The sequence below is a fragment of the Roseibium sp. genome (genome assembly GCF_051016195.1).
Lineage (GTDB): Bacteria > Pseudomonadota > Alphaproteobacteria > Rhizobiales > Stappiaceae > Roseibium.
The window spans coordinates 3,857,019-3,879,504 of sequence record NZ_CP134616.1; the positions used below are offsets into that span (position 1 = coordinate 3,857,019).

Genomic DNA, 22,486 nt, shown 5'->3' on the forward strand with positions numbered 1-22,486 from the left:
GTTTTTCCTCCCTGGCCTATTTCAGTTTGAGCGGTTGGGTTCGGCCAGATGTGACCCCAATCTCGCTGCCCTTGCCGGAAAGCTGGCTTTGTCTTCCGCACTGCCTGCTCCAGCGGGTCCCTTGTCTTTCCCGCCCGTCAGAATGGCTGCTCTGGGCGAGAAGTTGAAAAACTGGGGCAGGCTCGCCGCGCCGATCGCGCCGGCATCATGGGCGAAACTGCCGATTTCGATTTCAGGTGATTGCCGCTGTTCCGGTGCGGCCTTTTCGACGGCGGACCTGACCTTCTGCCGGAAGGTCTCCGGAAAAGAACCCCGCAGATCGCTGTCGATCACCACGAGCGGAACGTCGAGAAGCGCGTAGGCCGAGCGCAGCGCCAATCCAAGAGCGGCGGCGCAGTCGTCCATCCACTCGACATATTTCGGATCATCCGTTTCCACGGCTGCCTGCAAGTCGGACCGATCGAGTTGTTCAAACCCGTCCGGCGAGAGATGCCGCGCGAAGGAAACCAGAGACGCACGGGTCAACAAAATGTCCCAGGTCTGCTTGGGTTTGGGGGCTGTTGGCAGGACGCTGGGCGGAACAGGCAGGAACGCGACATCGGCGGCGTTTCCTGACATCCCCTTGACCACGTCGCCCTTCAGCACCAGACCGCCGCCGATGGCAGGACCCAGGAACAGATAGAGGAAATTGTCATGCTGACGGCCCCGGCCGTAAAACAGTTCGGCAACCGCGGCCGCCGTGCCGTCGTTCTCGCCGAAAACGGGAAGCGCCGTGGCGTTTTCGAGAGCAGCCGCGAGATCGAAACCTTCCCATTTCTTGAAATCGGCTTCCGGGAGGCCCAGTTCGTGCAGCCAGGCACCGAGGTTGAAGGGTTGCGCCAGACCGATGCCTGTGATCCGGTCCTGCATTTCATCACTCAGATTGGCGCGCAGACCGTTCAGATCTTCGGTGAGGATGTCGATCGTCTTTTCAGGGGCGGGCAGCATCATGTCATGAATGCGCCGATCGATGATCTTTCCGGAGAAGTCCATCAGCACCGTTTCGATGTTGGTGCGATCGAGACGAACGCCAAAGGAATAGGCGCCGTCAGGCGCTAGTTTGAGGATCGTCGCCGGTTGTCCTCGGCTGCCATCGTGGCGCTTGCCCGCCTCAAAGATGAGGCCTTCCTCGATCAGGTCCTGTATGATCGCACCGATCGCCGCGTTCGTGAGCTGCACGGCGCGGGCGAGTTCAGCCTTCGAGGCTTCGCCGGCGCGTCGCAGGATCTGCAGCACGATGCGCTCGTTGTAGCGGCGCAATTGTGCGGAATTCGATCCTCGACCAGACGTACGGGGCTCGTCCACCTTCCTTGTTCCTCCCAAGGGGCTACCCTGCCGGATGGGCAGCTTCATAATAATTAATTTTGATGAAATTATTCGCCGAGCTGAACGATCTGTCAATTCATTAATTGTTTTGCACTGCACGGATTCGATATTGTGCTGCAACAAAACCCTGATGGACAAGGCGTTTTCCAATAACAGCTTAGCAGAGAAAATAACGTAAGGGCATATGACTTTGCGGAATAAATCTGAGGGATTTGCATCAAACTTGTACCCCGCTCTTTGACAACAATGGAGGGCATGGTGTGCAAGACCATTGCCGGAAGCGGCAGGATTCGTATTGTCGGGTGACATACTGGAAGTGGAGTGAGTCAGAATGCCGGTCACACATGACGAGGGTTTCCTCAAACGCGCGATTGCAGCCGGGGCAGGCGAGGAGCCTTCCGATCTCGTCCTGAAAAATGTCAAACTTTTCAATGTTCTCGACGGATCATGCAGGGAAACCGATATTGCAATTGTCGGGGACCGCATCGTGGGTACTTATGGCAGTTACGAGGGCAGTGAGACGCTGGACGGCGAGGGACGTGTTGCGGTTCCGGGCTTCATCGATACGCATCTGCATGTCGAATCATCACTGGTCACGCCGTTCGAGTTTGACAGGTGCGTATTGCCGCACGGAGTGACCACCGCGATTTGCGATCCGCACGAGATTTCAAATGTTCTGGGTGCAGAAGGCATCCGTTACTTCCTTGACGCATCGCTTGAGACGCTGCTCGATCTGAAGGTCAATCTGTCGTCCTGCGTTCCGGCAACCTCGTTCGAAACGGCCGGTGCCTGTCTCGAAATCGACGATCTGTTGCCGTTCCGCGACCACCCGAGCGTGATCGGTCTCGCCGAATTCATGAATTTTCCAGGCGTCCTTGCGTGCGATCCGAAGGTCCTGGCAAAGCTTGCCACCTTTCAGAACGGACATATCGACGGGCATGCGCCGTTGCTTTCCGGACTTGGTCTCAACGGCTACCTGGCGGCCGGTATCCGCACGGATCACGAGGCAACAAGTGCGGAAGAAGCGCTTGAAAAGCTCTCCAAGGGAATGACCATTCTGATGCGGGAGGGTTCGGTCTCCAAGGACCTGGACGCGCTGGCGCCCATTCTGACACCGGATGTCTCCGCCTTTGTCGCGCTGTGTACGGATGACCGGAACCCGCTCGATATCGCGGAGGAAGGCCATCTGGACAGCATGGTGCGCCGCCTGATCGCCAAGGGTATCCGCCCGCTCGACGCTTATCGCGCAGCCAGCTGGTCCGGGGCCAATGCCTTTGGTCTCAGCGACCGCGGCCTGCTTGCACCAGGCAAGCGGGCGGACATCGTCCTGCTGGACGACTTCGAGGATTGCCGGGTGCACCGGGTCGTCTGCGGAGGCAGGCAGGTGACAGACGCCGCGTTCGCGGCCCGGGGTTCTGTCGCGCCGGTGGGCCTTGCAAGCGTCAAGATGGAGCCCATTGCGGCAAGCGAATTCGAAATTCCGGCCAGAAACGACGAGATATCCGTGATTGGTGTTCTGCCGGGCAAGATCATTACCGAACACCTTGTGAAACGTCTCCCGGTCACGGACGGCAAGACACTGCCCGACCTTGAACAGGATGTCCTGAAGGTTGCCGTCGTCGAACGGCACGGCAAGAGCGGCAACATCGGGCTTGGGTTCGTGCACGGTTTCGGCATGAAGCGCGGTGCGATTGCCAGTTCGGTCGGCCACGACAGCCACAATATCTGTGTCGTCGGCGTGGATGACCGGTCCATCGCGAATGCCGTCAACGGCGTGATTGCCATGAAGGGCGGATTTGCCGTCGCGGACAGCGATGGCGTTATGGCCGAACTGGCGTTGCCGGTGGCCGGACTCATGAGCCTGGAGCCGTTCGAGACGGTCAGGACGGATCTTGAAACGCTGCGAACGGCTGCCAGATCGCTCGGGTGCACGCTGGAAGAACCGTTCCTGCAAGTGGCCTTTCTGCCGCTGCCGGTCATCCCGCACCTGAAGATCACGGATCACGGGGTTTTTGATGTCGACCGGTTTGAACTGGTCGATCAGTGAAGCTGCGCGCGCAAAGCGTCCGTCAGTATCGCCGCATCCGGTTTCTGAAACTGGCCCATTTCTGCGCAGACCTGTAACCGAAAAAGAACACGACCGCGGCGATGACCAATGACCAGAACAAGACCCTTGCGTCGAAGGAAAACTCAGCCAGGAGTTCCGAAGGATGTGCAATTTTCGGATTGGCGCCAAGATACGTTACCTGAATCCATTCCGACTGAAGGCCGGAGGACCAGGTGTCCGGCACCCTGAAGGTCAGCGCCAGCGGATGGTTGCCGGTCGGATTGATCTCCACGATCATCGTCCCGTGCGTGTAGAAATGCGTGCTGTTCTTGAACGTATCGCGCGGGGAGTCGTGCAACGCCTCCTTGAGCGTCACGTTGTCGCCCTGCGCGTCCTGAACATTCAGAATAACTGCGTGGGCTTCTTCGCCGAAATACTCCAGCAACCAGTATTTCAAACCACTGTCATAGTGGATGTAGATGGAAAGAAGGCAGGCAAACCCGACGAAGCAGAAAATGGCCAGGTTCAAAGCATGGCTGTCCTCGGTCGCTTCTTTCGGGTTGATCATGTCTGCGCCACCATGAAGAGAATTCCGCAGACTATGCGCGTATCATCGGCATGTGTCCACTCAGGGAGGCGGCGGTTCACATGATCCTCACGCTGGCTGTTTCAGGCTATCGTTCGCTTCGGGAGATCGTTCTGCCTCTCGACAGGATCACGCTCGTGACCGGCGCGAACGGCAGCGGCAAGTCGAGCCTTTACAGGTCGATCCGCTTGTTGGCCGAGGTGGCGCAGGGCCAGGCGATCGCGTCGATCGCGGCGGAAGGCGGGCTGCAATCGACGCTCTGGGCAGGCCCGGAAGCGATTTCGAGGCGCATGAAAAAGGGCGAAGTTCCGGTTCAGGGCACGGTGCGCAAGAACGTGATCAGCCTGAAGCTCGGCTTTGCCGACGAGGATTACGGCTATGCCATCGATCTCGGACTGCCGGCGGATGCCGGACGTTCGCTTTTTTCCATGGATCCGGAGATCAAGAGCGAGGCCCTGTGGGCTGGGGAGGCCCTGTCACGCTCCAATGAGATTGCGGGCAGAAACGGTCCGACCGTGCGCGTCCTGAACGCGCAGGGACAGAGAATACCCGTCTACCAGAACATGGCGCGCTTCGACAGCATGATGACCCATGCCGCCGATCCGAAGGACGGGCTGGAGTTGCTGGTGATGCGCGAGCGCATGCGCGCCTGGCGGTTCTACGATCATCTGCGCACGGACCGGGATGCACCCGCCCGGTTTCCGCGCATCGGAACGCGCACGCCGGTGCTCAGCGCCGATGGCGGCGACCTGGCGGCGGCTCTGCAAACCATCATCGAGATCGGCGACGAGGTTGCACTTGCCGAGGCCATCGACGATGCTTTTCCCGGTGCATCGATCAGCGTGAGCGTCAACGAAGGTTACTTCGAGCTGTTCATGCAGCAAAAGGGGCTGTTGCGACCGCTTCGGGCCAGCGAATTGTCTGACGGCACGCTGCGGTACCTCTTGCTAACTGCCGCGTTGCTCTCTCCCCGTCCGGCACCGCTGATCGTTCTGAACGAACCGGAAACAAGCCTTCATCCCGACCTGCTGGAGCCCCTGGGGCGGCTCGTCACCAGGGCAGCGGAAAAAACGCAGGTCATTGTCGTGTCCCATGCGCGCGATCTGGTCGACACGCTGGCCGTTCTTCCCGGGTGCATTCGCTATGAATTGCGCAAGGAACTCGGCGAAACGGTAGCTGACGTCGAGGAACTGCCGCGTTGGGACTGGCCGAAACGATAGCCTCGTCCTTCCGAGTGCTCTGCTGTTCAAAATGCTGATTTAACTTGCACTTTCTTTGATGCGCATTTCGGCGGGCTTGAGAGCGCCGGCTCTGCGCACAAAAAAAGTGACGAGGTGTCGTTACGTCGTGAGTTGACGTGAACGGAAGGTTGCGTCATGTCAAGGAGAAGCAAGATGAGACGCATTCAATGCGCCTGGCGCCGGGATGGAGGTGTCCCACCGCGACCTATGTCGCGGTAAACGGACAAGACGGCTGGCCGGGACTCAAGCGTTGAAGCGGAAAATAACGCGTTGGAGAACGTTATGACGACTGCGGAGGAGTGGAACGCGGCTTTCAGGCCCCGTCCGGTGCACGAATATCTCGAAAACACGGTGTCGAATTACGGCGGATCCCCGGCAACCGACTTCATGGGCAAGGTCTGGACGTATGACGAGCTCGGTGAACTGGTGAATTCGACAGCGGCTGGCTTGCAGGCCATGGGCGTCGGGCCCGGTGTGCATGTGGGGCTATGCCTCCCGAACACGCCTTTCTACACGATCTTCTACTTCGCGATTTTGAAAATCGGGGCGACGGTCGCCAACTTCAACCCGCTCTATGTCGAACGCGAAATCAGCTTTCAGGCGCGCGATGCGGATGTGCGCATCATGGTGACGATGGATCTTAAGGTGATCTACGACAAGGTCGAGGCGGTCCGGAAGGAAAAGGTCCTCGACAAGATCATCGTGTGTCCGATGTCGTTCTGTCTGCCGACGATGAAGAAGGTGCTGTTCAACCTCTTCAAGCGGAAGGAACTTGCCGTCATTCCGCGTGACGAGTGGCATGTCTGGTTCGACGAGCTGCAAACGGAAAGCGCTTCGCCGCAGCCGGTTCAAATCGACCCGGAGGAGGCGATCGCGGTTCTGCAATATACCGGCGGCACCACCGGGGTGCCCAAGGGAGCCATGCTCACGCACAAGAACCTGTCGGCGAATATCGAGCAGATGCGATGCGTGTTTGAAAAGGCGCAGCCGGGCAAGGAAAAGATGCTCTGCGTGCTGCCCTTCTTTCACGTCTTTGCCATGACCGTTGCCCAGAACCTGTCGGTCATTCTTGCCGCGGAGATGGTGCTGCAGCCCCGCTTCGAGCTGAAGGCGCTGCTTGACGCGGTCAAGCGCAAACAGGTGACGTTGTTCCCGGGCGTGCCGACGCTCTATACGGCGATCAACAACTCGCCTCTCACGCCAAGCTACGACCTGTCCAGCATCTCGCTGTGCATTTCCGGAGGCGCTCCCTTGCCGGTGGAGGTCAAGGAGAGTTTCGAGAAGCTGACCGGGTGTATCCTTGTGGAAGGGTATGGCCTGACGGAAACGTCCCCGGTTGCAGCGGTCAATCCGCTTGATGAAAACCGCCGCGCCGGCTCCATCGGCCGTCTTGTGCCGGGCACGAGTGCACGTTTCGTCAGTATCGAAGACCGTGAAACGGATGTGGCGGAAGGTGAAAAGGGCGAGTTGCTGCTGCATGGCCCGCAGGTCATGAAGGGCTACTGGAAACGGGACGACGCGACCGCGGACACAATCACGCCGAAAGGCTATCTGCACACCGGCGATGTCGGCTACCGCGATGCGGACGGCTTCATCTATCTCGTCGACCGGATCAAGGATCTCATTCTGTGTTCCGGATACAACGTCTATCCGCGCGTGATCGAAGAAGCGATCTATCAGCATACGGCCGTCGACGAAACAATCGTTATTGCCATTCCCGACGAATATCGCGGTCAGTCGCCGAAGGCCTTCGTCAAACTGAAGGAAGGCGAAACCCTGACCGGTGAAGACTTGAAGTTTTTTCTCAAGGAGCACCTTTCAGCGATTGAACTTCCAAGAGAATTTGAATTTCGAAATGAACTGCCAAAGACCATGGTCGGCAAGCTTTCCAAGAAGGAACTGGTCGAGGAAGAGGCCCAGAAGCGCGCCCGGGCGCAGGCAAAAAGCGCTTAGCCGTTTCCACGAGGCGATGCGGCAGCGGCGTCAGAGGCTGCGCGTCCTAGTGAGATTCGCCGCGCCCTTCTGCGGCGCGCGCCAACTCCCGGCCTCGTTTGGCTTCGCGCCGCACCGTGTAGATCGAGGCGGCGATAATGATCGCGGCACCGATCAGGGTCTCTACGCTTGGCCATTGGCTGAAGACCAGGGCGCCGAAAATGGTCGCATAAAGGAGCCGGGTATAGTCGAGCGACGCGATTGCGGTTGCCTCACCCGCCTTGAACCCCTTGATGTTGGCGAGCTGCGCTGCCCAGGACACGATGCCGATCAGGATCATCAGGCTCCATTGGTGCAGAGTGGGTGTCTGCCAGTTGATGATCGCCGGGACAAGCATGATGAGACCGACCCCGAGCGCCTGATAGGTGAGGATGGTAACCGGACTGTCAGTGCGTGTTAGAATACGCACAACGATCATGACCATGCCGGCACAGCCCGCGCCTGTGATGGCAAGAAGCGCGTAAGGATCGATGAACCCTTCCGCACCCGGCCGTAACATCAGGAGAACGCCAAGAAAGCCGACGATGGTTGCGCCCCAGCGGTGGATGCCTACCGTCTCGCCCAGGAACCAGATGGCGAAGATGGTGATGAAGAAGGTGCGCGAGAAACTGATCGCGGTGACATCGGCCAGGGGAAGTTCAATAAACGCCGTGAAACCGCAGAGCATCGCCGTGGTTGCCAACAGGACACGGGCAAGCTGCAGGCCGGGCCGTTGTGTCGACAGCGAACTCGGCAAGCCGCGCAGTATGGTCGGGGCGACAATCATGAGCATCACGGCCTGGCGAACGACGAGAATCTGAAAGACGCCGATGTCCTGTCCAACAAACTTGATCAGGGTCACCATGACCGTGAAGCCGAAGGCTGCGAGCAGGACCCAGAGGGCACCCACCGTATTGGACGGCAATCCACCTGTCATTGCTGCCAGCTTCTGTTCGACTCGTTTCAGCAAGTTGCGGTCCTTTGACGCCAGGCATCCGGTTTCGGGCCTGTCTCCTGGGGTGTTTCCATGTGTCTGGAGCGAACGAAAACCGGGACAGCGGCGCGGTGCGGGATGCGCGTGACGATCCGTTCGATCGATTTGGTGGTGGCGATGCTCTCAGGCTATGCGCTTTTGTGCCGGAAGAAAAGCGATTGCGGCAATGTTTGCCTTCTGCGCCGAACCGGTTATATTTTGCAGTGCACGCCTGTTTCGGTGCGCAAAAGGCAACAGAACCACTGGTTAGGGTGGCCTCCGGAACATACATGGGTGCATATCCGTCGTCTTCGGTATTCTGATTTCCAGGGAAGTCCTCCCAAAACACAGGTCCAGATTCATGAACCAGATGGTCACTCCGAAATTCGGTGTCGGCGCGCCTTTGCGCCGCAAGGAAGATGAGCCTCTCATTACGGGTGAGGGCATTTACACCGGCGACTACCAGCCCAAGGGCTGTCTGCACGGCGTCGTTGTCCGTTCCGCCATGGCACATGCGAAAATCCGCGTCGAGAACACCGCCGATATTGCAGCCATGGACGGGGTGCATATGGTTCTCACCGGGGCCGATGTCGAAGGCCATACATTGCCCACCATGGCGCGCCTGAAGCAGATTGACGGAACCGACCACTGGCTGCCGCCGCAACCGCTCTTGTGCACCGATGAAGTCAGGTATGTCGGCGACGCCATCGCCTTCATCGTTGCAGAAGACGTCAATACTGCGCGCAATGCCGCCGAGATGCTGGAAGTGGATTATGAGCCGCTTGACGTCGTGATCAGCATCGACGATGCGCTTGCTCCCGACGCCGTGAAGGTCTGGCCGGAACATGGCTCCAATATCGCCTTCACCTTCGGCCACGGCAGCGAAGCCAGAGCAGATGAAGCCTTCGCCTCCGCACACAAGACGGTTTCCATCGAGATCGTGAATAACCGCATCGTTGCGAACTACATGGAGCTGCGTGGTTGCGTCGCCGAGTTCAATGCGGACAGCGAACGCTACAAGCTCACGCTCGGCACGCAGGGCGGCCACGGCATGCGTGATGTCATCTGCAAGGTGCTCAGGCTGGATAAGGACAAGATCCAGGTGATCACGCCGGAAGTCGGCGGCGGTTTCGGAACAAAGGCCTTCTGCTACCGCGAATACCCGCTGCTGATGATCGCGGCGGAGCGGCTGCGCAAGCCGGTTCGCTGGACAGGGGAGCGCATGGAGCACTTCGTGACCGATGCGCACGGGCGGGACAATCTCAGCACCGCCGAGTTCGCACTCGACGAGAACGCGAAGATCCTTGGAATGAGGGTGCTCGTGAAAGCGGCCATGGGCGCTTATCTCAGCCAGTTCGCGCCCTTCATCCCGTGGGTCGGCACGGCCATGTCGTCCGGGCTCTATGACATACCGGCCGTGTTCGCGAAGACCGAGGGCATTTACATGCACAACGTGCCGACGGACGCGTTTCGCGGCGCAGGCCGGCCCGAGGCGGCCTACCTGATCGAGCGTCTGATGGACAAGGCCGGTGAAGAAACGGGTCTTGGACCGATCGAGATCCGCAAACGTAACTTCATCAGGCCGGAACAGTTGCCCTACACCACCCAGACGGGGCGCATGTACGACACAGGCGACTACGCGGGACATCTGGAAAAGGCTCTCGAAGTTTCAGACTGGGAAGGATTTTCGTCCCGCCAGGCTGACAGCGCAAAGGCGGGCAAATATCGTGGCATCGGCCTGTGCTCCTATATCGAGGCCTGCGCCTTTCCCGGCGGCGAAGAGGCAACGGTCGAACTTAGCGAAGAGGGCAATCTCACCCTTCTGATCGGCACGCAAACCAACGGGCAGGGCCATGCCACCTCCTACAGCCAGGTCGTTGCGGAGAAATTCGGCGTGACGATCGATGATGTCGAGGTGATCCAGGGAGACACCGACCGCGTCGAGAATGGCGGTGGCACCGGCGGGTCGCGTTCGATCCCGCTCGGGCTGCCCTCGGTTCGTGATGCCAGCGACGCTCTGGTGAAAAAGGTCAAGGAGCTTGCTGCCGACCGTCTGGAGGCCGGCGTGGAAGATCTGGAACTTGAAAGCGGGATCGTCCGTGTGGTCGGCACAGACCAGCAGGTTAGCCTTGCGGAGATCGTCGCATCTGCCGGAGAAACGCTGTCGGCGCGCGAAGAGGTGCGCCAGAACGAGGCGACTTATCCCAACGGAACCCATGTGTGCGAAGTGGAAGTCGACCCGGAGACCGGGGACGTTGCGCTTCTGAATTATGTCATCATCGATGACTTCGGTGTGACGGTGAACCCGCTGCTCCTGGAAGGCCAGGTGATCGGCGGGGCCGCGAACGCGGTCAGCCAGGCGCTGTGCGAGCATACGGTCTACGACGAGGACGGCCAGCTTCTGACGGCGTCGCTGCTGGACTACCGGCTCCTGAGGGCGGCGGATCTTTCCGATATTCATTTCGAGACCCGCAACGTTCCGTCGACAACCAACGCAATGGGCATCAAGGGCGCCGGGGAAGCCGGGACCATCGGTGGCTGTGCGGCTGTCATGAACGCGGTTCAGATGGCGCTCAAGGACGGCGCCGGCGTCAGCGAGCTAATCGACATGCCTGCGACCCCGCTCAGGGTCTGGGAAGCGATCCAGGCTGCGAAATAAAGCCTGCCAAGACCAACAAAAAAAGGCGCCGGTTCCGGCGCCTTTTTCTCGCGGAGCAGCAGAGGCTATTCGGCCGGCATTGGTCGAGGTGCACCCCCGTTTCTTTCGTGCTCCCAAATGTGCTCTTCAAAGGCACGCAGGCGTTTGTAGACCGAAATCAGTTCCACAATTGTGGGCCATGCATTTACCAGATATTGCAGCGAACCTTCCACGCGTTCGAATGCGCGAACAATCTGTTGCATCAATCCAAAAGTGACGGCTCCTGCAACAATTGTTGGACCAAGTGCGACCAGCGGTACCAGCACCGTTACTTGGAGGTATGACCACCGTGCAACGTCGAAGTAGAGGTAGTGGAAAAATAGTCGAAAGTAGTTTTTGCGAACATTCGCGAACAACTCGATTACGGTCGGTGGGTCAGCCCTATCGTCATAGTCTTCGCCGTAAACAAGTTCTTTTCTGTATGCGGCTTCTACTTTTTGGTTTCGGAATTCAAGACCTGGAAGCTTAAATCCAACTGCTGCCAACAAAACGGTACCCGAAGCCGCAGACAGAATTGCGATGTAAACCAATGAATGGTCTACCGGACCAATCCAGGGCAACTCCGTAACGTGTTCCGAAAGTCCCCAGAGCACTGGCAAAAATGCGGCTAGTGTCATCATCGAACGCATGAAAGAAACTCCAAGTCCCTCCATAATTCGAGCGAAGCGCATTGTGTCGTCTTGTACCCGCTGAGAAGCTCCTTCGATGTTGCGAACGACATGCCAGTGCGCCATGTAGAAGTCGTTCATGGCCGTACGCCAACGGAATATGAAATGCTTTATGAAGAACTCTAGTATGACCACGATTACTATGTACAGACTGACAATTTTCAAAAAAATGAGCAGTTGTGCCCAATACTCTTCAATCGTAACACTGCCGGGTGGCGGTGTGAGTGCTCTTTGAACGAGGTCGTAGAACGTCCCGAACCACTCGTTTATCTGCACATCGACTTGAACCTTATACCAAGTAACACTCACGATTATCACGGAACCAATCCAGGCCCATAGGAACCACTTGCGGCTCATAAAAAACGAACGGAACATGGCAGTCTGCCTCTCGAATCTGTGTTGCCTGAGATTATAGGTAGCTGATGTGGCAAAGGGAGACCGGTAAGGGGTCATGAGCCACTTGTGAAGAGATTTTGACGGTTCTGCTCAATTTGCAGCCCTGCCATGCATCCTGAAACTCTTCATTTGCGACTTCGTTGATTGCATTGTCGCGAGCTTCGCGGGATATTGGGACGTCTAACCACTCTATAACACGGCTCCCACGCGTTACTGGTCCGGAAACTGACAGTCGCGGCAACCAGCGCGGCCTGCCGGGAGCCGCTTGCCGCTCTTTCCGATCCTTAGGCCCGGTGCGTCTGGGGAGAGCAAATCCTTTTGCGCCGGTCCCGGATGTACCTGATGGCGTTCAAAAGCCTGCGTTCACGATTCGCCGGAGCCCCGGCTCCCACCGGCATGACACGGCATGCGCCGCTGCTGGGAATTTCGCTTAAGCTCGGATCGACCTTCACCTTCTTTGTCATGGCGACCGCGCTCAAGATCGCCGCCGAAGATGTCCCGATCGGTCAGCTTGTATTCGCGCGCAACTTCTTCGGCCTGTTCCCGGTTCTCCTGATGGTCGGGCTGCGCGGTGAGCTTGGCCTGGCATTCAAGACCAGCAATCCGCGCGGCCACCTCACGCGCGCGGCGGTGGGCCTTTCCGCCATGGTGTGTTCGTTCACAGCGCTTTACCTGCTGCCGCTGCCGGACGCGACGGCGATCGGCTTCGCAACGCCTCTCTTCGTCGTCGTGCTGGCCTTTTTTCTCTTGGGCGAGACGGTGCGGATATACCGCTGGAGCGCGGTCGGGGTCGGTTTTCTGGGGATCCTGATTGTGTTGTCGCCGCATCTGGGTGAAGAGGAACTGGACAGTGCATCAACTGCCGGTGCGGTTCTGGGCATCATGGCGGCCGGTTTCGCAGCGCTTGCGATGATCACGGTGCGAAAACTGTGTGAAACGGAACGGACCTCGACCATCGTCACCTGGTTTGCCGCGTCCTCAACGGTCCTGTCCCTGTTGACACTGCCGCTCGGCTTCCTGCTGCCGGGCCAGGCCTGGATCCTTCCTGACCTCAAGACTGCGGGACTTCTGCTCCTCATCGGTCTTGCAGGCGGTGTCGGCCAGATCCTGCTGACGCAGAGCTACCGCTATGCGGAGGCCTCGACGATTGCGCCGTTCGATTACGTGAACATGTTGTGGGCGATCATCGTTGGCTGGGTGATATTCTCAGAAGTTCCCGTACCGGAGGTGCTCGCGGGCGCGGCGATCGTGATCGCGGCCGGCGTCTTCGTCATCTACCGCGAGCACAAGCTCGGTCTTGATCGCACAAAGGACCGCAGGGCATCGACGCCCTCTCGCTCATGAGGCTGTTCGGCCCCTTGATCTGTTGTCGGAGACGAACCGGATCGGGTCTCGTGATCGAATTCGCCCGATGCTTTAGCGCCTGCCTCTCAAATGCTTGTCGCCCCTGAGTTCGTCATTCATGGCCTTGCGGTGCATGGTCCAGGCGATACCCCGGCGCTTGTCGGGCATCAGCCCGTGCAAGACGCCATCGATCAGATCGCCTGCATCCGTCAGGAACTTCGTATAAAGGCTGAATGGCGGCCCCATTTTCTCAAAGGCAGAACCTGCGGCAGCCAGCATGTCTCCAAATGCCCTGGCCGCCCCATCCGGATCATTCTGGATAAGCTGGGGCGTAATCTTCTTGAAGTTCTCATGAAAGGTCTTCAGCGACTGAAACGCCTTGTAAGCCTCGTTGATTTTGGTCACTTTTCCCAGCTTGGAGCTGGCTTCGTCAAACTTGTCCGCCGCCTTGTTCAGTTTGCTCTGGGCGTAAATGTCATTTGTGAGACTGGCCATGACGCGCAACTTTTGTGCCGCCCCTTCAAACTCTCCACTCAGACTTTCGGCACTTGAAAGCACGCTGCAAATTTCTTTGTTCCAGTATAAGTCCCACCAACCCCAGCAGGGATCATCAGCCATCGGCTCTCTCCAAATGCATCTGCAACTTGAAAAGCATAGATCAGCACTCACCGACTTGATATCTATGGAAAACCATAGTCCGGAACGCGGCGAACACTGGACGCACTGCAGAGGTTGGGGAGAGCGCCTACTGGGGCTTGTACTGAAAGGTCTCGACCGGACTTTTGGTGCCGTCCGGATAAATCAGCTGAACGCTGATCGACTGGGTCGATCCCGCGGGAAGCTCGATATACGGCTTGTCCTTCAGAACAGCGTTCGGGTTGTCCGGGTTGCACGTTTCCAGTTCCCAAATCTGATCAAGCGGACCACCGTTGAGGCCGTAGAACACGTAGTCGATGCCGCACTTCCAGGCTTCCAGATGCGTGAAATAGATCAGTTGCTGGCCCTGCCAGTCCCGGAACGAGACCCAATTCGCCTTGGTCACGCCGAGGATCTGCTTGATTTGCTCAGGCGGCATGCCTTGCGCCCTTGCCTCGTTGTCGGCAGGGACCGGCAACACGCTCAAGCCTGCGACAAGCGCCGCTGATAACAGAATTCGCATGGAACGCCTCCAACTCCGGAAACAGTCTCTCGGCAAAAGGTTAGAATGCCTTGAACGTGATAATCGTCTTGGTGTCCTGTATGCCGCCGATCGGGTGAACCTTTTCGTTGACGAAATGGCCGATGTCTGCCCCGTCGTCGACATAGAATTTCACAAGAAGGTCATAGTCACCACTGGTGGAGTAGACCTCGGAAGCGATTTCAGCGTCCGCGATGGCATTCGCAACCTGGTAGGTCTTGCCCAACTGGCATTTGATCATCACGAAAAACGGAACCATGCGACACTCCGGCAGTTTGCTTTCCAAGGGAATGTCCAAGGACATCGCGCATCTGACCGCGTCAGTCAATTGCTGATGACACCCGGGCGGAGCGTTGGCGGTACGGAGCAGGGCTTGCAATCGGGAAGCGGGCTTGTTAGAAGTGCGGAAGTCTCATGGGGGTGCCCGGCAATGGATGACCGGGCTGAGAGGCATGCGCCAACTCCTTGAACCTGATCCGGTTGGTACCGGCGGAGGGATTTGAGATAAGACCCATGGCCACCCGGCCGCGCGCCTTTCTTTCATCTCTCCGATTGGAACGTCCTTTTTCGGAGGAGATGCATGAGCCTTACGGTTGCTGCTTCAACACAGCCTCTTTCGGCTGAAACCGTCTTTGACCTGCTTCAAAGGGTTCGCGACAAAGCTCCGCGCGTCCACGCCATCACGAATTCGGTGGCGCAGTCTTTCACCGCAAATGTTCTGCTCGCGATCGGCGCGATTCCGTCCATGACCATCGCACCGGACGAGGTTGCCGGTTTTGTATCAGGCGCGGATGCGCTGCTGATCAATCTGGGAACGCTCGACGAAACACGCCGGCGGGCGATTCCTGTCGCCATCGAAGCTGCGAGGGACGCGGGACGCCCGGTCAGCGTCGATCCGGTTTTCGCCGACCGGTCTGCGATCCGGTGCGCCTACGCGCAGGACCTGCTTGCCTTGAAACCCGACCTCGTGCGGCTGAACGAGCAAGAGCAGGCGGCTCTCTTTCAGGACAGGGGCGCGGTTGAGAGCCTGATCAGAGGCGGGACGGTCCTGGCCGTGACCGGCGAGGAAGACAGGATTGAAAGCCTGCAGGAAGACTTCCGCCTGCGCAACGGACATCCCCTGTTGGCGCGCGTGACCGCGACGGGGTGTGCGGGTGGTGCCGTGCTGGCAGCGTTTGCGAGTGTCGAGCGCGACACGGCTCTGGCGTCTGCTGCCGGACTGTCCGTTTTCAACATTGCCGGTGAAATGGCCGCAAGCGAGGCGCGGGGGCCGGGAACGCTCGTACCCGAACTTCTCGATGCGCTCTACACGATGACCTCGCGCGATATCGAATTGAGACTGAAAAGCGCCTGAGTGTCTTGCGAAGACATCCGGAACAAGGAGATGTACATGACCGCGATCGCAGTGACCATTGCGGGTTCCGATTCAGGCGGTGGTGCCGGAATCCAGGCGGATCTCAAGGCCTTTTCCGCAAACGGCGTCTACGGCGCCAGCGTGCTGACCGCATTGACGGCCCAAAACACCCTGGGCGTCAGTGCCATTCACGACGTGCCGACGGAGTTTGTCCGCGCCCAGATGGATGCGGTCTATTCGGATCTCGGCGTCAAGGCGACGAAAATCGGCATGCTGGCAAGCTCTGCCATTATTGAGACGGTTGCAGCCGGTCTGAAGGCGCATTCAACGGGTCCAATCGTTCTGGATCCGGTCATGGTTGCTGCCAGCGGCGATCCGTTGCTGGCAGAGAGCGCGGTTGCAAGTCTTATCTCCGAACTTGTCCCGCTTGCGAACGTGATCACGCCCAATCTTCATGAAGCGGCGCGTATGCTTGATGCTCCGATCGCGGACAGCGAAGCGGGCATGCTGTCCCAGGCAGAAAGACTCATGAGCCTGGGCGCGCAGTCTGTGCTGCTGAAGGGAGGTCACGGGACGGGCGAGGACAGCAATGACCTTTTCCTGACACATGGCGGCGATGCTTTGTGGCTGCGCGAAGTCCGTATCGCGACTGAAAACACGCACGGAACAGGGTGCACTCTGTCCTCGGCCATTGCCGCAGGTCTGGCGAAACAGATGACGCTGGAAGAGGCCATTGCCGCGGCCAAACTCTATGTGCACGGCGCTATTGCGGCCGCCGATCAGCTTGAGATCGGATCGGGCTACGGGCCCGTGCATCATTTCTATCAAATGCGGAGCGCTTGAAATGTCCGGAAAGAAGACAGGGAACGATGGACAACTGAGCCGCCGGGCGCTGCTCGGAACAACTGCGGCTGCTGGCGGTGCGGTTCTGGCCGCTCCTGCATTGGCGCAGGGCACTGCGACGATCGAATGGAAGATGGTGACTTCCTGGCCGAAAAACCTGCCCGGTCCGGGCGTCACGGCCCAGAGGATCGCAGACCAGGTCGCGACGATGACCGAGGGGCGGATGCGCATCCGGCTCTATTCGGCCGGTGAACTTGTCCCGGCCCTCGGGGTTTTCGACGCAGTCGCGTCTGGCACGGCGCAGATGGCTCACACGGCATCGTTCTTCTGGCAGGGCAAGATCCCGGCCTCGGTGTTCTTCACGGCCATCCCCTTCGGCCTGCTGCCGCATGAACACATCACCTGGATCGAACGAGGCGGAGGTCAAGCGCTCTGGGACGAGCTTTATGCACCCTTCGGTGTGAAGCCGGTCATGGCGGGCAACACCGGCGTGCAGATGGGCGGGTGGTACAAGAAGGAGATCAACGGTCTTGACGATCTGAACGGTCTCAAGATCCGCATGCCGGGTCTTGGCGGCGAAGTCATGCGCCGCCATGGGGCAACACCTGTCGGATTGCCCCCGGCGGAACTGTTTCAGGCGCTGCAGTCCGGTGTTCTCGACGCAACCGAGTTTCTCGGCCCCTGGTCCGACCGCGCCATGGGTTTTCAGAAAGTTGCGAAAAACTACTATTCGCCGGGATTTCATGAACCCAACGGAACCGGAGAAGCTCTGTTCAACCAGGTCGCGCTGGAAGGACTTCCGGAGGATCTGCGAGCCGTCGTGCTGGAGGCGTGCCGGGCCGAGAACGGGCGCGCTCTGGCGGAAAGCGACTGGGAGAACGCAGGCAGTCTGAAACTGCTTCAGGAAGAAGACGGCGTTGAGGTTAAGCCTTATCCGGAGGAGGTTCTCACGGCGCTTCGCAAAACGGCATCTGCCGTTCTGGTGGAGTTTGCTGAAAAAGACCCGCTCAGCAAACGCATCTACGAAAGCCACAGCGCTGCGCGCGCGCGGCTTGCGCCCTGGAGCGATGTCGCAATGCGGCGCTTTTTGTCCGCGCGCGATACCGCATCCTGACGCGGTTAGGCGAAGTTGTACCGGTCCTTTGTGCACGTGACCTGTACGTAACTTCGCAGATACGCCCAGACGTCGTGATTCTGAGCGCGCCGGGCGGTGGTAAACACACCCGGTTCTGCAACTTACGGGACCGGTTCTTGCTTCCCAAAGCGCAGAATCCGGCGGCTACATCACATGAAGTCATCCACAATGCATTGACCTTCCGTATGGGTAAGTGTGGCAATGCCGCAACGATCCCCAAATAATTGACGTTAAAGGAAGGTTAATGTCTATTTGCTTATTTTTTAGGCATTCTTACGTATGTGTGTCGGATGCGTGACAAAGGCGCGCCAACGAAGTCCTTTGCGCGCCTTTTTGCTTCGTTTGCCCGCCATCGGTGCGCGTTTCATGAATTATTTTGCGTTGCAGCATGAAAAACCGCGCCGCACCGGTGGGAAATTCTTGTCTTGCAACAGCACCCGATCTTGGAAAAACCTGTTCTCCGAAATCAGATTTCCTCCGGCGGGAGGGGGATGGGAGAAAACACCATGAAATGGGCAAATAAAAACACGATTCTATTCGCCTCGACGGCAATAGCCTTCTCGATTGCGGCAACCGGCGCGCAAGCGGGCGCGTTCGCAATCCGCGAGCAAAGCGCATACTTCCAGGGAACCTCATTCGCTGGATATGGCACATCGGGTGAAACGATCTCGGCCATGTACTGGAACCCGGCAGCGCTCATCGGGGCGCAGATGGGCTGGACAGTCGAAACGCACGGGTCTGTGATTATCCCAAACTCTGAAATTAACGGTACGCTGAGCGGTGGTTTCCTTGGGTCTTCCTCAATCGGAAGCGGTGATATCGGGTTGGATGCGGTTGTACCTGCAACCTACATCTCCTACAGGCCCGATGAGAAATGGGTTTTCGGCGTCGGCATCAACTCCCCGTTCGGCCTAACCACCAAGCCTGAACAAAACTGGGCCGGGCAATTCTATTCAAGATCTTCTCGGGTCTTTTCCATCAACGTCAATCCAAGTGTTGCCTATCAGGTCAACGACATGATTGCCCTGGCTGTAGGTGTTCAGATCCAATACCTGGATGTGAGCCTGAAATCGGCGGATGCAACGTCCGGGGCAGGATTTCCCCGATCGAACGAGATCTATGGTGACGGTTTCGGTGTTGGCGTTACCGCGGGTGTTACCATCAAGCCGGTCGATGGCACCGAGATCGGGATCGGATACCGGTCGGGCGTCGGCCATAGCCTGAACGGGCAACTCTTTGCAGGCGGCAGGCGCGCCGAAATCGACCTTGGAGTGGTCATGCCCGACATGGTCAACATCTCGGCAAAGCAGAAGCTCACTGACAAGATGCGCTTGCTCGGCACGGTGGAGTGGACCAACTGGAGCCGTTTGAAGTCACCGGTGGCAACGTCCACGATCACCGGCGCCGCACTGACCACCTTGCACTTCAACTACGATGACGGCTGGTTCTTCTCAGTCGGGGGCGAGTACGACTTCAATGAGAAGCTGACTTTCCGCGCGGGTGTCGGCTACGAATTGTCTCCGATCGACGAAGAGATCCGTTCGACACGCTTGCCGGACAACAATCGCTGGTGGCTTTCAGCGGGTGCCAGCTACAATTTCAACAAGCACATGTCTTTCGATATCGGGTACACGCACATCCTCACCGAAGACACGAAAATCAACATCGACCCGAGTCACCAGGACTACAACCCGGTTTTCGGGACCTATGCGGGCGACGTCGACAGCAATGTGAACATCCTGTCCGCATCGCTGCGCTACAAGTTCTGATCCAAACGAAGACGCTTCTTGAAAGGGCCGGGATTCGATCCCGGCCTTTTTGTTTTCTTCCGCTTAGAAGGCTGCCGGGTAAAGGCCGCCATCCATCAGAAGGTTCTGTCCGGTGATGTAACCGGCATGCCGCGAGCACAGGAAGGCGCAGGCCTGTCCGAATTCTTCTGCATTGCCGAAACGTCTCGTGGGGATCTCGGCGGCCTGCTGGGACCTGATGTCATCCACGCTCGTGCCGGTCTGCTGCGCAGCCCGCTCGAAGCCTCCTCTGAGCCTGTCGGTGTCCATCTTGCCAGGCAGGAGATTGTTGATCGTTACGCCGTGCGGCGCCAGTTGCCGGCAGACACCTGCCAGGAACGCCGTCAGGCCGGCCCTTGCGCCGCTGGACAGGTCCAGACCCTCGATCGGCATCTTTACGGACAGGGAGGTGATGTTGACGATCCGGCCAAATCCGCGCTCTTTCATGCCCGGCGCAACGGCCTGTATCAGTTCGACCGGCGTCACGAAATTCTGAACGGCGCCATCCAGCATGGCATCGCGGTCAAGTTCCGTATAATCGCGCCTGGGCGGACCGCCATTGTTGTTGACGAGGATGTCCGGATCCGGACAGGCGGACAGCAGCGCACGCTGGCCTTCCGGGGAAGAGACGTCTGCGGCGATACTGAGAACCGACACGTTGTACCTTGCCTGAATTTCCTTTCGCGTCTCCTCCAGCACCGCTTCGGTGCGGCCGTTCAGAACCATATCGCAACCGGCTTCGGCGAGCGCTTCCGCGCAGCCTTTGCCAAGACCGCGGCTCGACGCGCATACGATCGCCTTTTTCCCTCTGAGACCCAGATCCATGAACTACCTCCATTTTTGCAACCCATAGCATATGGGAGCGGGCGCACTATATTGCTGTGAATGAAAAAATCGGAATCCGGTTCCACCGGTGAAAGTCTTCGCAGCTGTCATAATAGTGCAACCTGAATCGAGTCTATAGCGCTGCTAACGGAATATGGAGAAATGCCATGTCTACCGTAAAGGCATCGCGACACTACCGGTCGTTGTTCATTTCTGACGTGCATCTCGGCACCCGCGGCTGCCAGGCGGAAATCCTTCTGGATTTCCTGAAAGACCACGACGCCGAAACCATTTACCTGGTCGGCGATATCGTCGATGGATGGCGCTTGAAACGGTCCTGGTACTGGCCTCAGCTTCACAATGACGTCGTGCAAAAGATCCTGCGCAAGGGCCGCAAAGGCGCGCGCATTCACTACATCCCGGGGAATCACGACGAGTTTCTGCGCAACTTCCTGGGAACGCATTTCGGCGGGGTCGAGGTCAGCGACAGCATTGTCCACGAAGCGGCGAATGGAAAACGTTATCTTGTGATACACGGCGACCAGTTCGATGTGGTGATCCGCCATGCCAAGTGGCTCGCGTTTTTCGGCGACAAGGCCTATGTCACCGCCTTGAGCGTCAATACATGGGTCAACTTCATTCGCAGGAGCCTCGGGCTGACCTACTGGTCGCTGTCTGCATGGGCCAAGCTCAAGGTCAAGAACGCGGTCAGCTTCATCGGCAGGTTCGAAGAAACACTGTCCGACGAGGCGCGCCGGCAAGGCGTTGATGGCGTGATCTGCGGTCACATCCACCACGCGGCAGATCGCGACATGAACGGCATCCACTACATCAACACCGGCGACTGGGTCGAGAGTTGCACGGCGGTCGCGGAACACCATGATGGGACGTTTGAGGTAATCCGATGGGTCGATCAAACCCAGGAGGGGCCGGCACCGGCGAAGTCCAAGGAAACTCCGGTCGCCGCATGAGTTCCATTCTGATCGTGACCGATGCCTGGCATCCCCAAATCAACGGAGTGGTCAGGTCGCTCGAGCGGACCGCTGAAGCGCTTGTCGCAATGGGCGTCAGGGTCGAGTTCCTGACGCCTCAGGCTTTCAAGACCTTGCCCTGTCCAACCTATCCGGAAATCCGGCTTTCCCTGACGCACGGGGGCATCGTCCGGCGGATGATCCGGGAATTCGATTGCGAACATCTGCACATCGCGACGGAAGGGCCGCTAGGAATTCTGGCGGCAAGCGTCGCCCGGAAAGCGCGTGAGCCGTTCACGACGAGTTACCATACCCGGTTCCCCGAGTATCTCTCAGCGCGCTTGCCGGTGCCCTTGTCCTGGTCCTACAGCTGGTTGCGCAGATTTCACAATTCGGGCAGTGGATGCATGGTGGCGACAAGGTCCCTGGAAAACGATCTTCGCGCGCGCAGTTTCAAGAACCTGATGCGCTGGTCACGCGGCGTCGACGAGGATCTGTTCAAACCGTATGACGGGTCCGTTTTGCCGGACGATCTGCCACGGCCGATCTTCATGTATGTCGGCCGGGTCGCGGTCGAAAAGAACATCAAGGCGTTTCTGGATCTGAAGCTTCCCGGTTCGAAAGTCGTCGTGGGCGGCGGTCCTCAGTTGGAGGCGCTTCGGCGCGAATATACGGATGCCCATTTCACCGGTGCCAAGCTCGGTGAGGATCTCGCGCGCCACTATTCGGCCGGCGACGTTTTTGTTTTCCCGTCGCTGACCGACACGTTCGGCAACGTGCTGCTTGAGGCCCTGGCCTGCGGGGTTCCGGTTGCCGCCTATCCTGTCATGGGACCTCTCGACGTCATCGGCGACACCGGCGCAGGCGTTCTTTCGGAAAACCTGCAGGAGGCGGCGGAAGCCGCCCTGGACATCCCCAGGGACCATTGCCGGAAAATCGCCCTGAACTACACCTGGGCTGCCAGCGCCCAGCAGTTTCTCGACAATTGCATCGCAGCACATGATATCCACAACAACCTTGCGGACCGGGCCAAGGCGGTAGAGTGAACATCAAAGGCAGGGCAGTTTGGTCCGCAACGGGAAACATTCCGGCTCCGAAGGCGCTT

Annotated in this window: 19 protein-coding genes and 1 riboswitch; of the genes, 11 read left to right on the forward strand and 8 right to left on the reverse strand. The window is 58.6% G+C overall.

The genetic code is table 11. The features are described 5' to 3' along the window. Positions 1–21: 21 nt before the first annotated feature. A complete protein-coding gene (locus tag RDA78_RS17610; protein WP_434051117.1) occupies positions 22–1,707 on the reverse strand; it encodes an ROK family transcriptional regulator in 1,686 nt (561 codons plus the stop codon). Here RDA78_RS17610 and ade point away from each other — a divergent pair. Beyond that, positions 1,697–3,412, forward strand: coding sequence for an adenine deaminase (gene ade / locus RDA78_RS17615; protein ID WP_434051118.1), 1,716 nt, complete (start codon positions 1,697–1,699; stop codon positions 3,410–3,412). The genes RDA78_RS17610 and ade overlap by 11 nt on opposite strands. Positions 3,413–3,434: 22 nt before the next feature. Here ade and RDA78_RS17620 read toward each other — a convergent pair whose 3' ends face one another. Next, positions 3,435–3,980, reverse strand: a complete 546-nt coding sequence (locus tag RDA78_RS17620) for a hypothetical protein (protein ID WP_434051119.1) — start codon at positions 3,978–3,980, stop codon at positions 3,435–3,437. An 80-nt stretch (positions 3,981–4,060) separates the two neighbouring features. Between RDA78_RS17620 and RDA78_RS17625 the strand changes: the two genes are divergently transcribed. Next, positions 4,061–5,218 (forward strand): AAA family ATPase, encoded by a 1,158-nt coding sequence (locus RDA78_RS17625; RefSeq protein WP_434051120.1) that lies wholly within the window; start codon positions 4,061–4,063, stop codon positions 5,216–5,218. A gap of 303 nt (positions 5,219–5,521) precedes the next feature. Then, on the forward strand, positions 5,522–7,192 hold the full coding sequence (locus RDA78_RS17630; protein ID WP_434051121.1) for a long-chain-fatty-acid--CoA ligase: 1,671 nt from the start codon (positions 5,522–5,524) through the stop codon (positions 7,190–7,192). 46 nt (positions 7,193–7,238) lie between these two features. Here RDA78_RS17630 and RDA78_RS17635 read toward each other — a convergent pair whose 3' ends face one another. Next, the gene (locus RDA78_RS17635) at positions 7,239–8,180 is read right to left on the reverse strand and encodes a DMT family transporter (protein ID WP_434051122.1); all 942 of its coding nucleotides are present in this window, start codon (positions 8,178–8,180) and stop codon (positions 7,239–7,241) included. Positions 8,181–8,544: 364 nt separating this feature from the next. Between RDA78_RS17635 and RDA78_RS17640 the strand changes: the two genes are divergently transcribed. Beyond that, a complete protein-coding gene (locus RDA78_RS17640) occupies positions 8,545–10,842 on the forward strand; it encodes a xanthine dehydrogenase family protein molybdopterin-binding subunit (protein ID WP_434051123.1) in 2,298 nt (765 codons plus the stop codon). 65 nt (positions 10,843–10,907) lie between these two features. On the opposite strand, the gene RDA78_RS17645 is transcribed toward RDA78_RS17640, so the two are convergent. After that, positions 10,908–11,924, reverse strand: a complete 1,017-nt coding sequence (locus tag RDA78_RS17645) for a putative transporter (RefSeq protein WP_434051124.1) — start codon at positions 11,922–11,924, stop codon at positions 10,908–10,910. 363 nt (positions 11,925–12,287) lie between these two features. Between RDA78_RS17645 and RDA78_RS17650 the strand changes: the two genes are divergently transcribed. Then, entirely contained in the window at positions 12,288–13,289 is a 1,002-nt protein-coding gene (locus RDA78_RS17650; protein ID WP_434051125.1) for a DMT family transporter, read from the forward strand. A gap of 72 nt (positions 13,290–13,361) precedes the next feature. Here RDA78_RS17650 and RDA78_RS17655 read toward each other — a convergent pair whose 3' ends face one another. The 3 genes from RDA78_RS17655 to RDA78_RS17665 all read right to left on the reverse strand — a co-directional run bounded on the left by RDA78_RS17655 (position 13,362) and on the right by RDA78_RS17665 (position 14,725). Further along, positions 13,362–13,784 (reverse strand): hypothetical protein, encoded by a 423-nt coding sequence (locus RDA78_RS17655; RefSeq protein ID WP_434051126.1) that lies wholly within the window; start codon positions 13,782–13,784, stop codon positions 13,362–13,364. Positions 13,785–14,034: 250 nt separating this feature from the next. Further along, the gene (locus RDA78_RS17660) at positions 14,035–14,448 is read right to left on the reverse strand and encodes a hypothetical protein (protein WP_434051127.1); all 414 of its coding nucleotides are present in this window, start codon (positions 14,446–14,448) and stop codon (positions 14,035–14,037) included. 40 nt (positions 14,449–14,488) lie between these two features. Continuing rightward, on the reverse strand, positions 14,489–14,725 hold the full coding sequence (locus RDA78_RS17665; RefSeq protein WP_299474182.1) for an Lrp/AsnC ligand binding domain-containing protein: 237 nt from the start codon (positions 14,723–14,725) through the stop codon (positions 14,489–14,491). Positions 14,726–14,872: 147 nt separating this feature from the next. After that, positions 14,873–14,982, forward strand: a riboswitch (TPP riboswitch). A gap of 64 nt (positions 14,983–15,046) precedes the next feature. Between RDA78_RS17665 and RDA78_RS17670 the strand changes: the two genes are divergently transcribed. From RDA78_RS17670 to RDA78_RS17685, 4 genes are all read left to right on the forward strand, one after another. Further along, positions 15,047–15,820 (forward strand): hydroxyethylthiazole kinase, encoded by a 774-nt coding sequence (locus RDA78_RS17670; RefSeq protein ID WP_434051128.1) that lies wholly within the window; start codon positions 15,047–15,049, stop codon positions 15,818–15,820. 36 nt (positions 15,821–15,856) lie between these two features. Further along, entirely contained in the window at positions 15,857–16,663 is an 807-nt protein-coding gene (thiD, locus tag RDA78_RS17675; RefSeq protein WP_434051129.1) for a bifunctional hydroxymethylpyrimidine kinase/phosphomethylpyrimidine kinase, read from the forward strand. Between the two features lies 1 nt (position 16,664). After that, positions 16,665–17,777 (forward strand): TRAP transporter substrate-binding protein, encoded by a 1,113-nt coding sequence (locus RDA78_RS17680; protein ID WP_434051130.1) that lies wholly within the window; start codon positions 16,665–16,667, stop codon positions 17,775–17,777. Positions 17,778–18,304: 527 nt separating this feature from the next. Continuing rightward, positions 18,305–19,567 carry an OmpP1/FadL family transporter gene (locus tag RDA78_RS17685; RefSeq protein ID WP_434051131.1) on the forward strand — a complete coding sequence of 421 codons (1,263 nt, stop codon included), beginning with the start codon at positions 18,305–18,307 and terminating at the stop codon, positions 19,565–19,567. A gap of 63 nt (positions 19,568–19,630) precedes the next feature. On the opposite strand, the gene RDA78_RS17690 is transcribed toward RDA78_RS17685, so the two are convergent. Next, complete coding sequence (locus RDA78_RS17690; protein ID WP_434051132.1) at positions 19,631–20,410, reverse strand: SDR family oxidoreductase; 780 nt, start codon at positions 20,408–20,410, stop codon at positions 19,631–19,633. Positions 20,411–20,577: 167 nt separating this feature from the next. Here RDA78_RS17690 and RDA78_RS17695 point away from each other — a divergent pair, with 167 nt between their 5' ends. Both RDA78_RS17695 and RDA78_RS17700 read left to right on the forward strand, forming a co-directional pair. Continuing rightward, positions 20,578–21,381 carry a UDP-2,3-diacylglucosamine diphosphatase gene (locus RDA78_RS17695; protein ID WP_434051133.1) on the forward strand — a complete coding sequence of 268 codons (804 nt, stop codon included), beginning with the start codon at positions 20,578–20,580 and terminating at the stop codon, positions 21,379–21,381. After that, on the forward strand, positions 21,378–22,427 hold the full coding sequence (locus RDA78_RS17700; RefSeq protein ID WP_434051134.1) for a glycosyltransferase family 4 protein: 1,050 nt from the start codon (positions 21,378–21,380) through the stop codon (positions 22,425–22,427). The genes RDA78_RS17695 and RDA78_RS17700 overlap by 4 nt, the downstream gene beginning before the upstream one ends. The last annotated feature ends 59 nt before the right edge of the window (positions 22,428–22,486 follow it).

What these genes read in the sequence shown, in the direction of transcription:
- RDA78_RS17655 (WP_434051126.1), bottom strand. Translation starts at nt 13,784, where the DNA reads ATGGCCAGTCTCACAAATGACATTTACGCCCAGAGCAAACTGAACAAG.
- ade (WP_434051118.1), top strand. Translation starts at nt 1,697, where the DNA reads ATGCCGGTCACACATGACGAGGGTTTCCTCAAACGCGCGATTGCAGCC.
- RDA78_RS17700 (WP_434051134.1), top strand. Translation starts at nt 21,378, where the DNA reads ATGAGTTCCATTCTGATCGTGACCGATGCCTGGCATCCCCAAATCAAC.
- RDA78_RS17620 (WP_434051119.1), bottom strand. Translation starts at nt 3,980, where the DNA reads ATGATCAACCCGAAAGAAGCGACCGAGGACAGCCATGCTTTGAACCTG.
- thiD (WP_434051129.1), top strand. Translation starts at nt 15,857, where the DNA reads ATGACCGCGATCGCAGTGACCATTGCGGGTTCCGATTCAGGCGGTGGT.
- RDA78_RS17660 (WP_434051127.1), bottom strand. Translation starts at nt 14,448, where the DNA reads ATGCGAATTCTGTTATCAGCGGCGCTTGTCGCAGGCTTGAGCGTGTTG.
- RDA78_RS17625 (WP_434051120.1), top strand. Translation starts at nt 4,061, where the DNA reads ATGATCCTCACGCTGGCTGTTTCAGGCTATCGTTCGCTTCGGGAGATC.
- RDA78_RS17670 (WP_434051128.1), top strand. Translation starts at nt 15,047, where the DNA reads ATGAGCCTTACGGTTGCTGCTTCAACACAGCCTCTTTCGGCTGAAACC.
- RDA78_RS17640 (WP_434051123.1), top strand. Translation starts at nt 8,545, where the DNA reads ATGAACCAGATGGTCACTCCGAAATTCGGTGTCGGCGCGCCTTTGCGC.
- RDA78_RS17685 (WP_434051131.1), top strand. Translation starts at nt 18,305, where the DNA reads ATGAAATGGGCAAATAAAAACACGATTCTATTCGCCTCGACGGCAATA.
- RDA78_RS17680 (WP_434051130.1), top strand. Translation starts at nt 16,665, where the DNA reads ATGTCCGGAAAGAAGACAGGGAACGATGGACAACTGAGCCGCCGGGCG.
- RDA78_RS17630 (WP_434051121.1), top strand. Translation starts at nt 5,522, where the DNA reads ATGACGACTGCGGAGGAGTGGAACGCGGCTTTCAGGCCCCGTCCGGTG.
- RDA78_RS17645 (WP_434051124.1), bottom strand. Translation starts at nt 11,924, where the DNA reads ATGTTCCGTTCGTTTTTTATGAGCCGCAAGTGGTTCCTATGGGCCTGG.
- RDA78_RS17665 (WP_299474182.1), bottom strand. Translation starts at nt 14,725, where the DNA reads ATGGTTCCGTTTTTCGTGATGATCAAATGCCAGTTGGGCAAGACCTAC.
- RDA78_RS17650 (WP_434051125.1), top strand. Translation starts at nt 12,288, where the DNA reads ATGGCGTTCAAAAGCCTGCGTTCACGATTCGCCGGAGCCCCGGCTCCC.
- RDA78_RS17695 (WP_434051133.1), top strand. Translation starts at nt 20,578, where the DNA reads ATGTCTACCGTAAAGGCATCGCGACACTACCGGTCGTTGTTCATTTCT.
- RDA78_RS17690 (WP_434051132.1), bottom strand. Translation starts at nt 20,410, where the DNA reads ATGGATCTGGGTCTCAGAGGGAAAAAGGCGATCGTATGCGCGTCGAGC.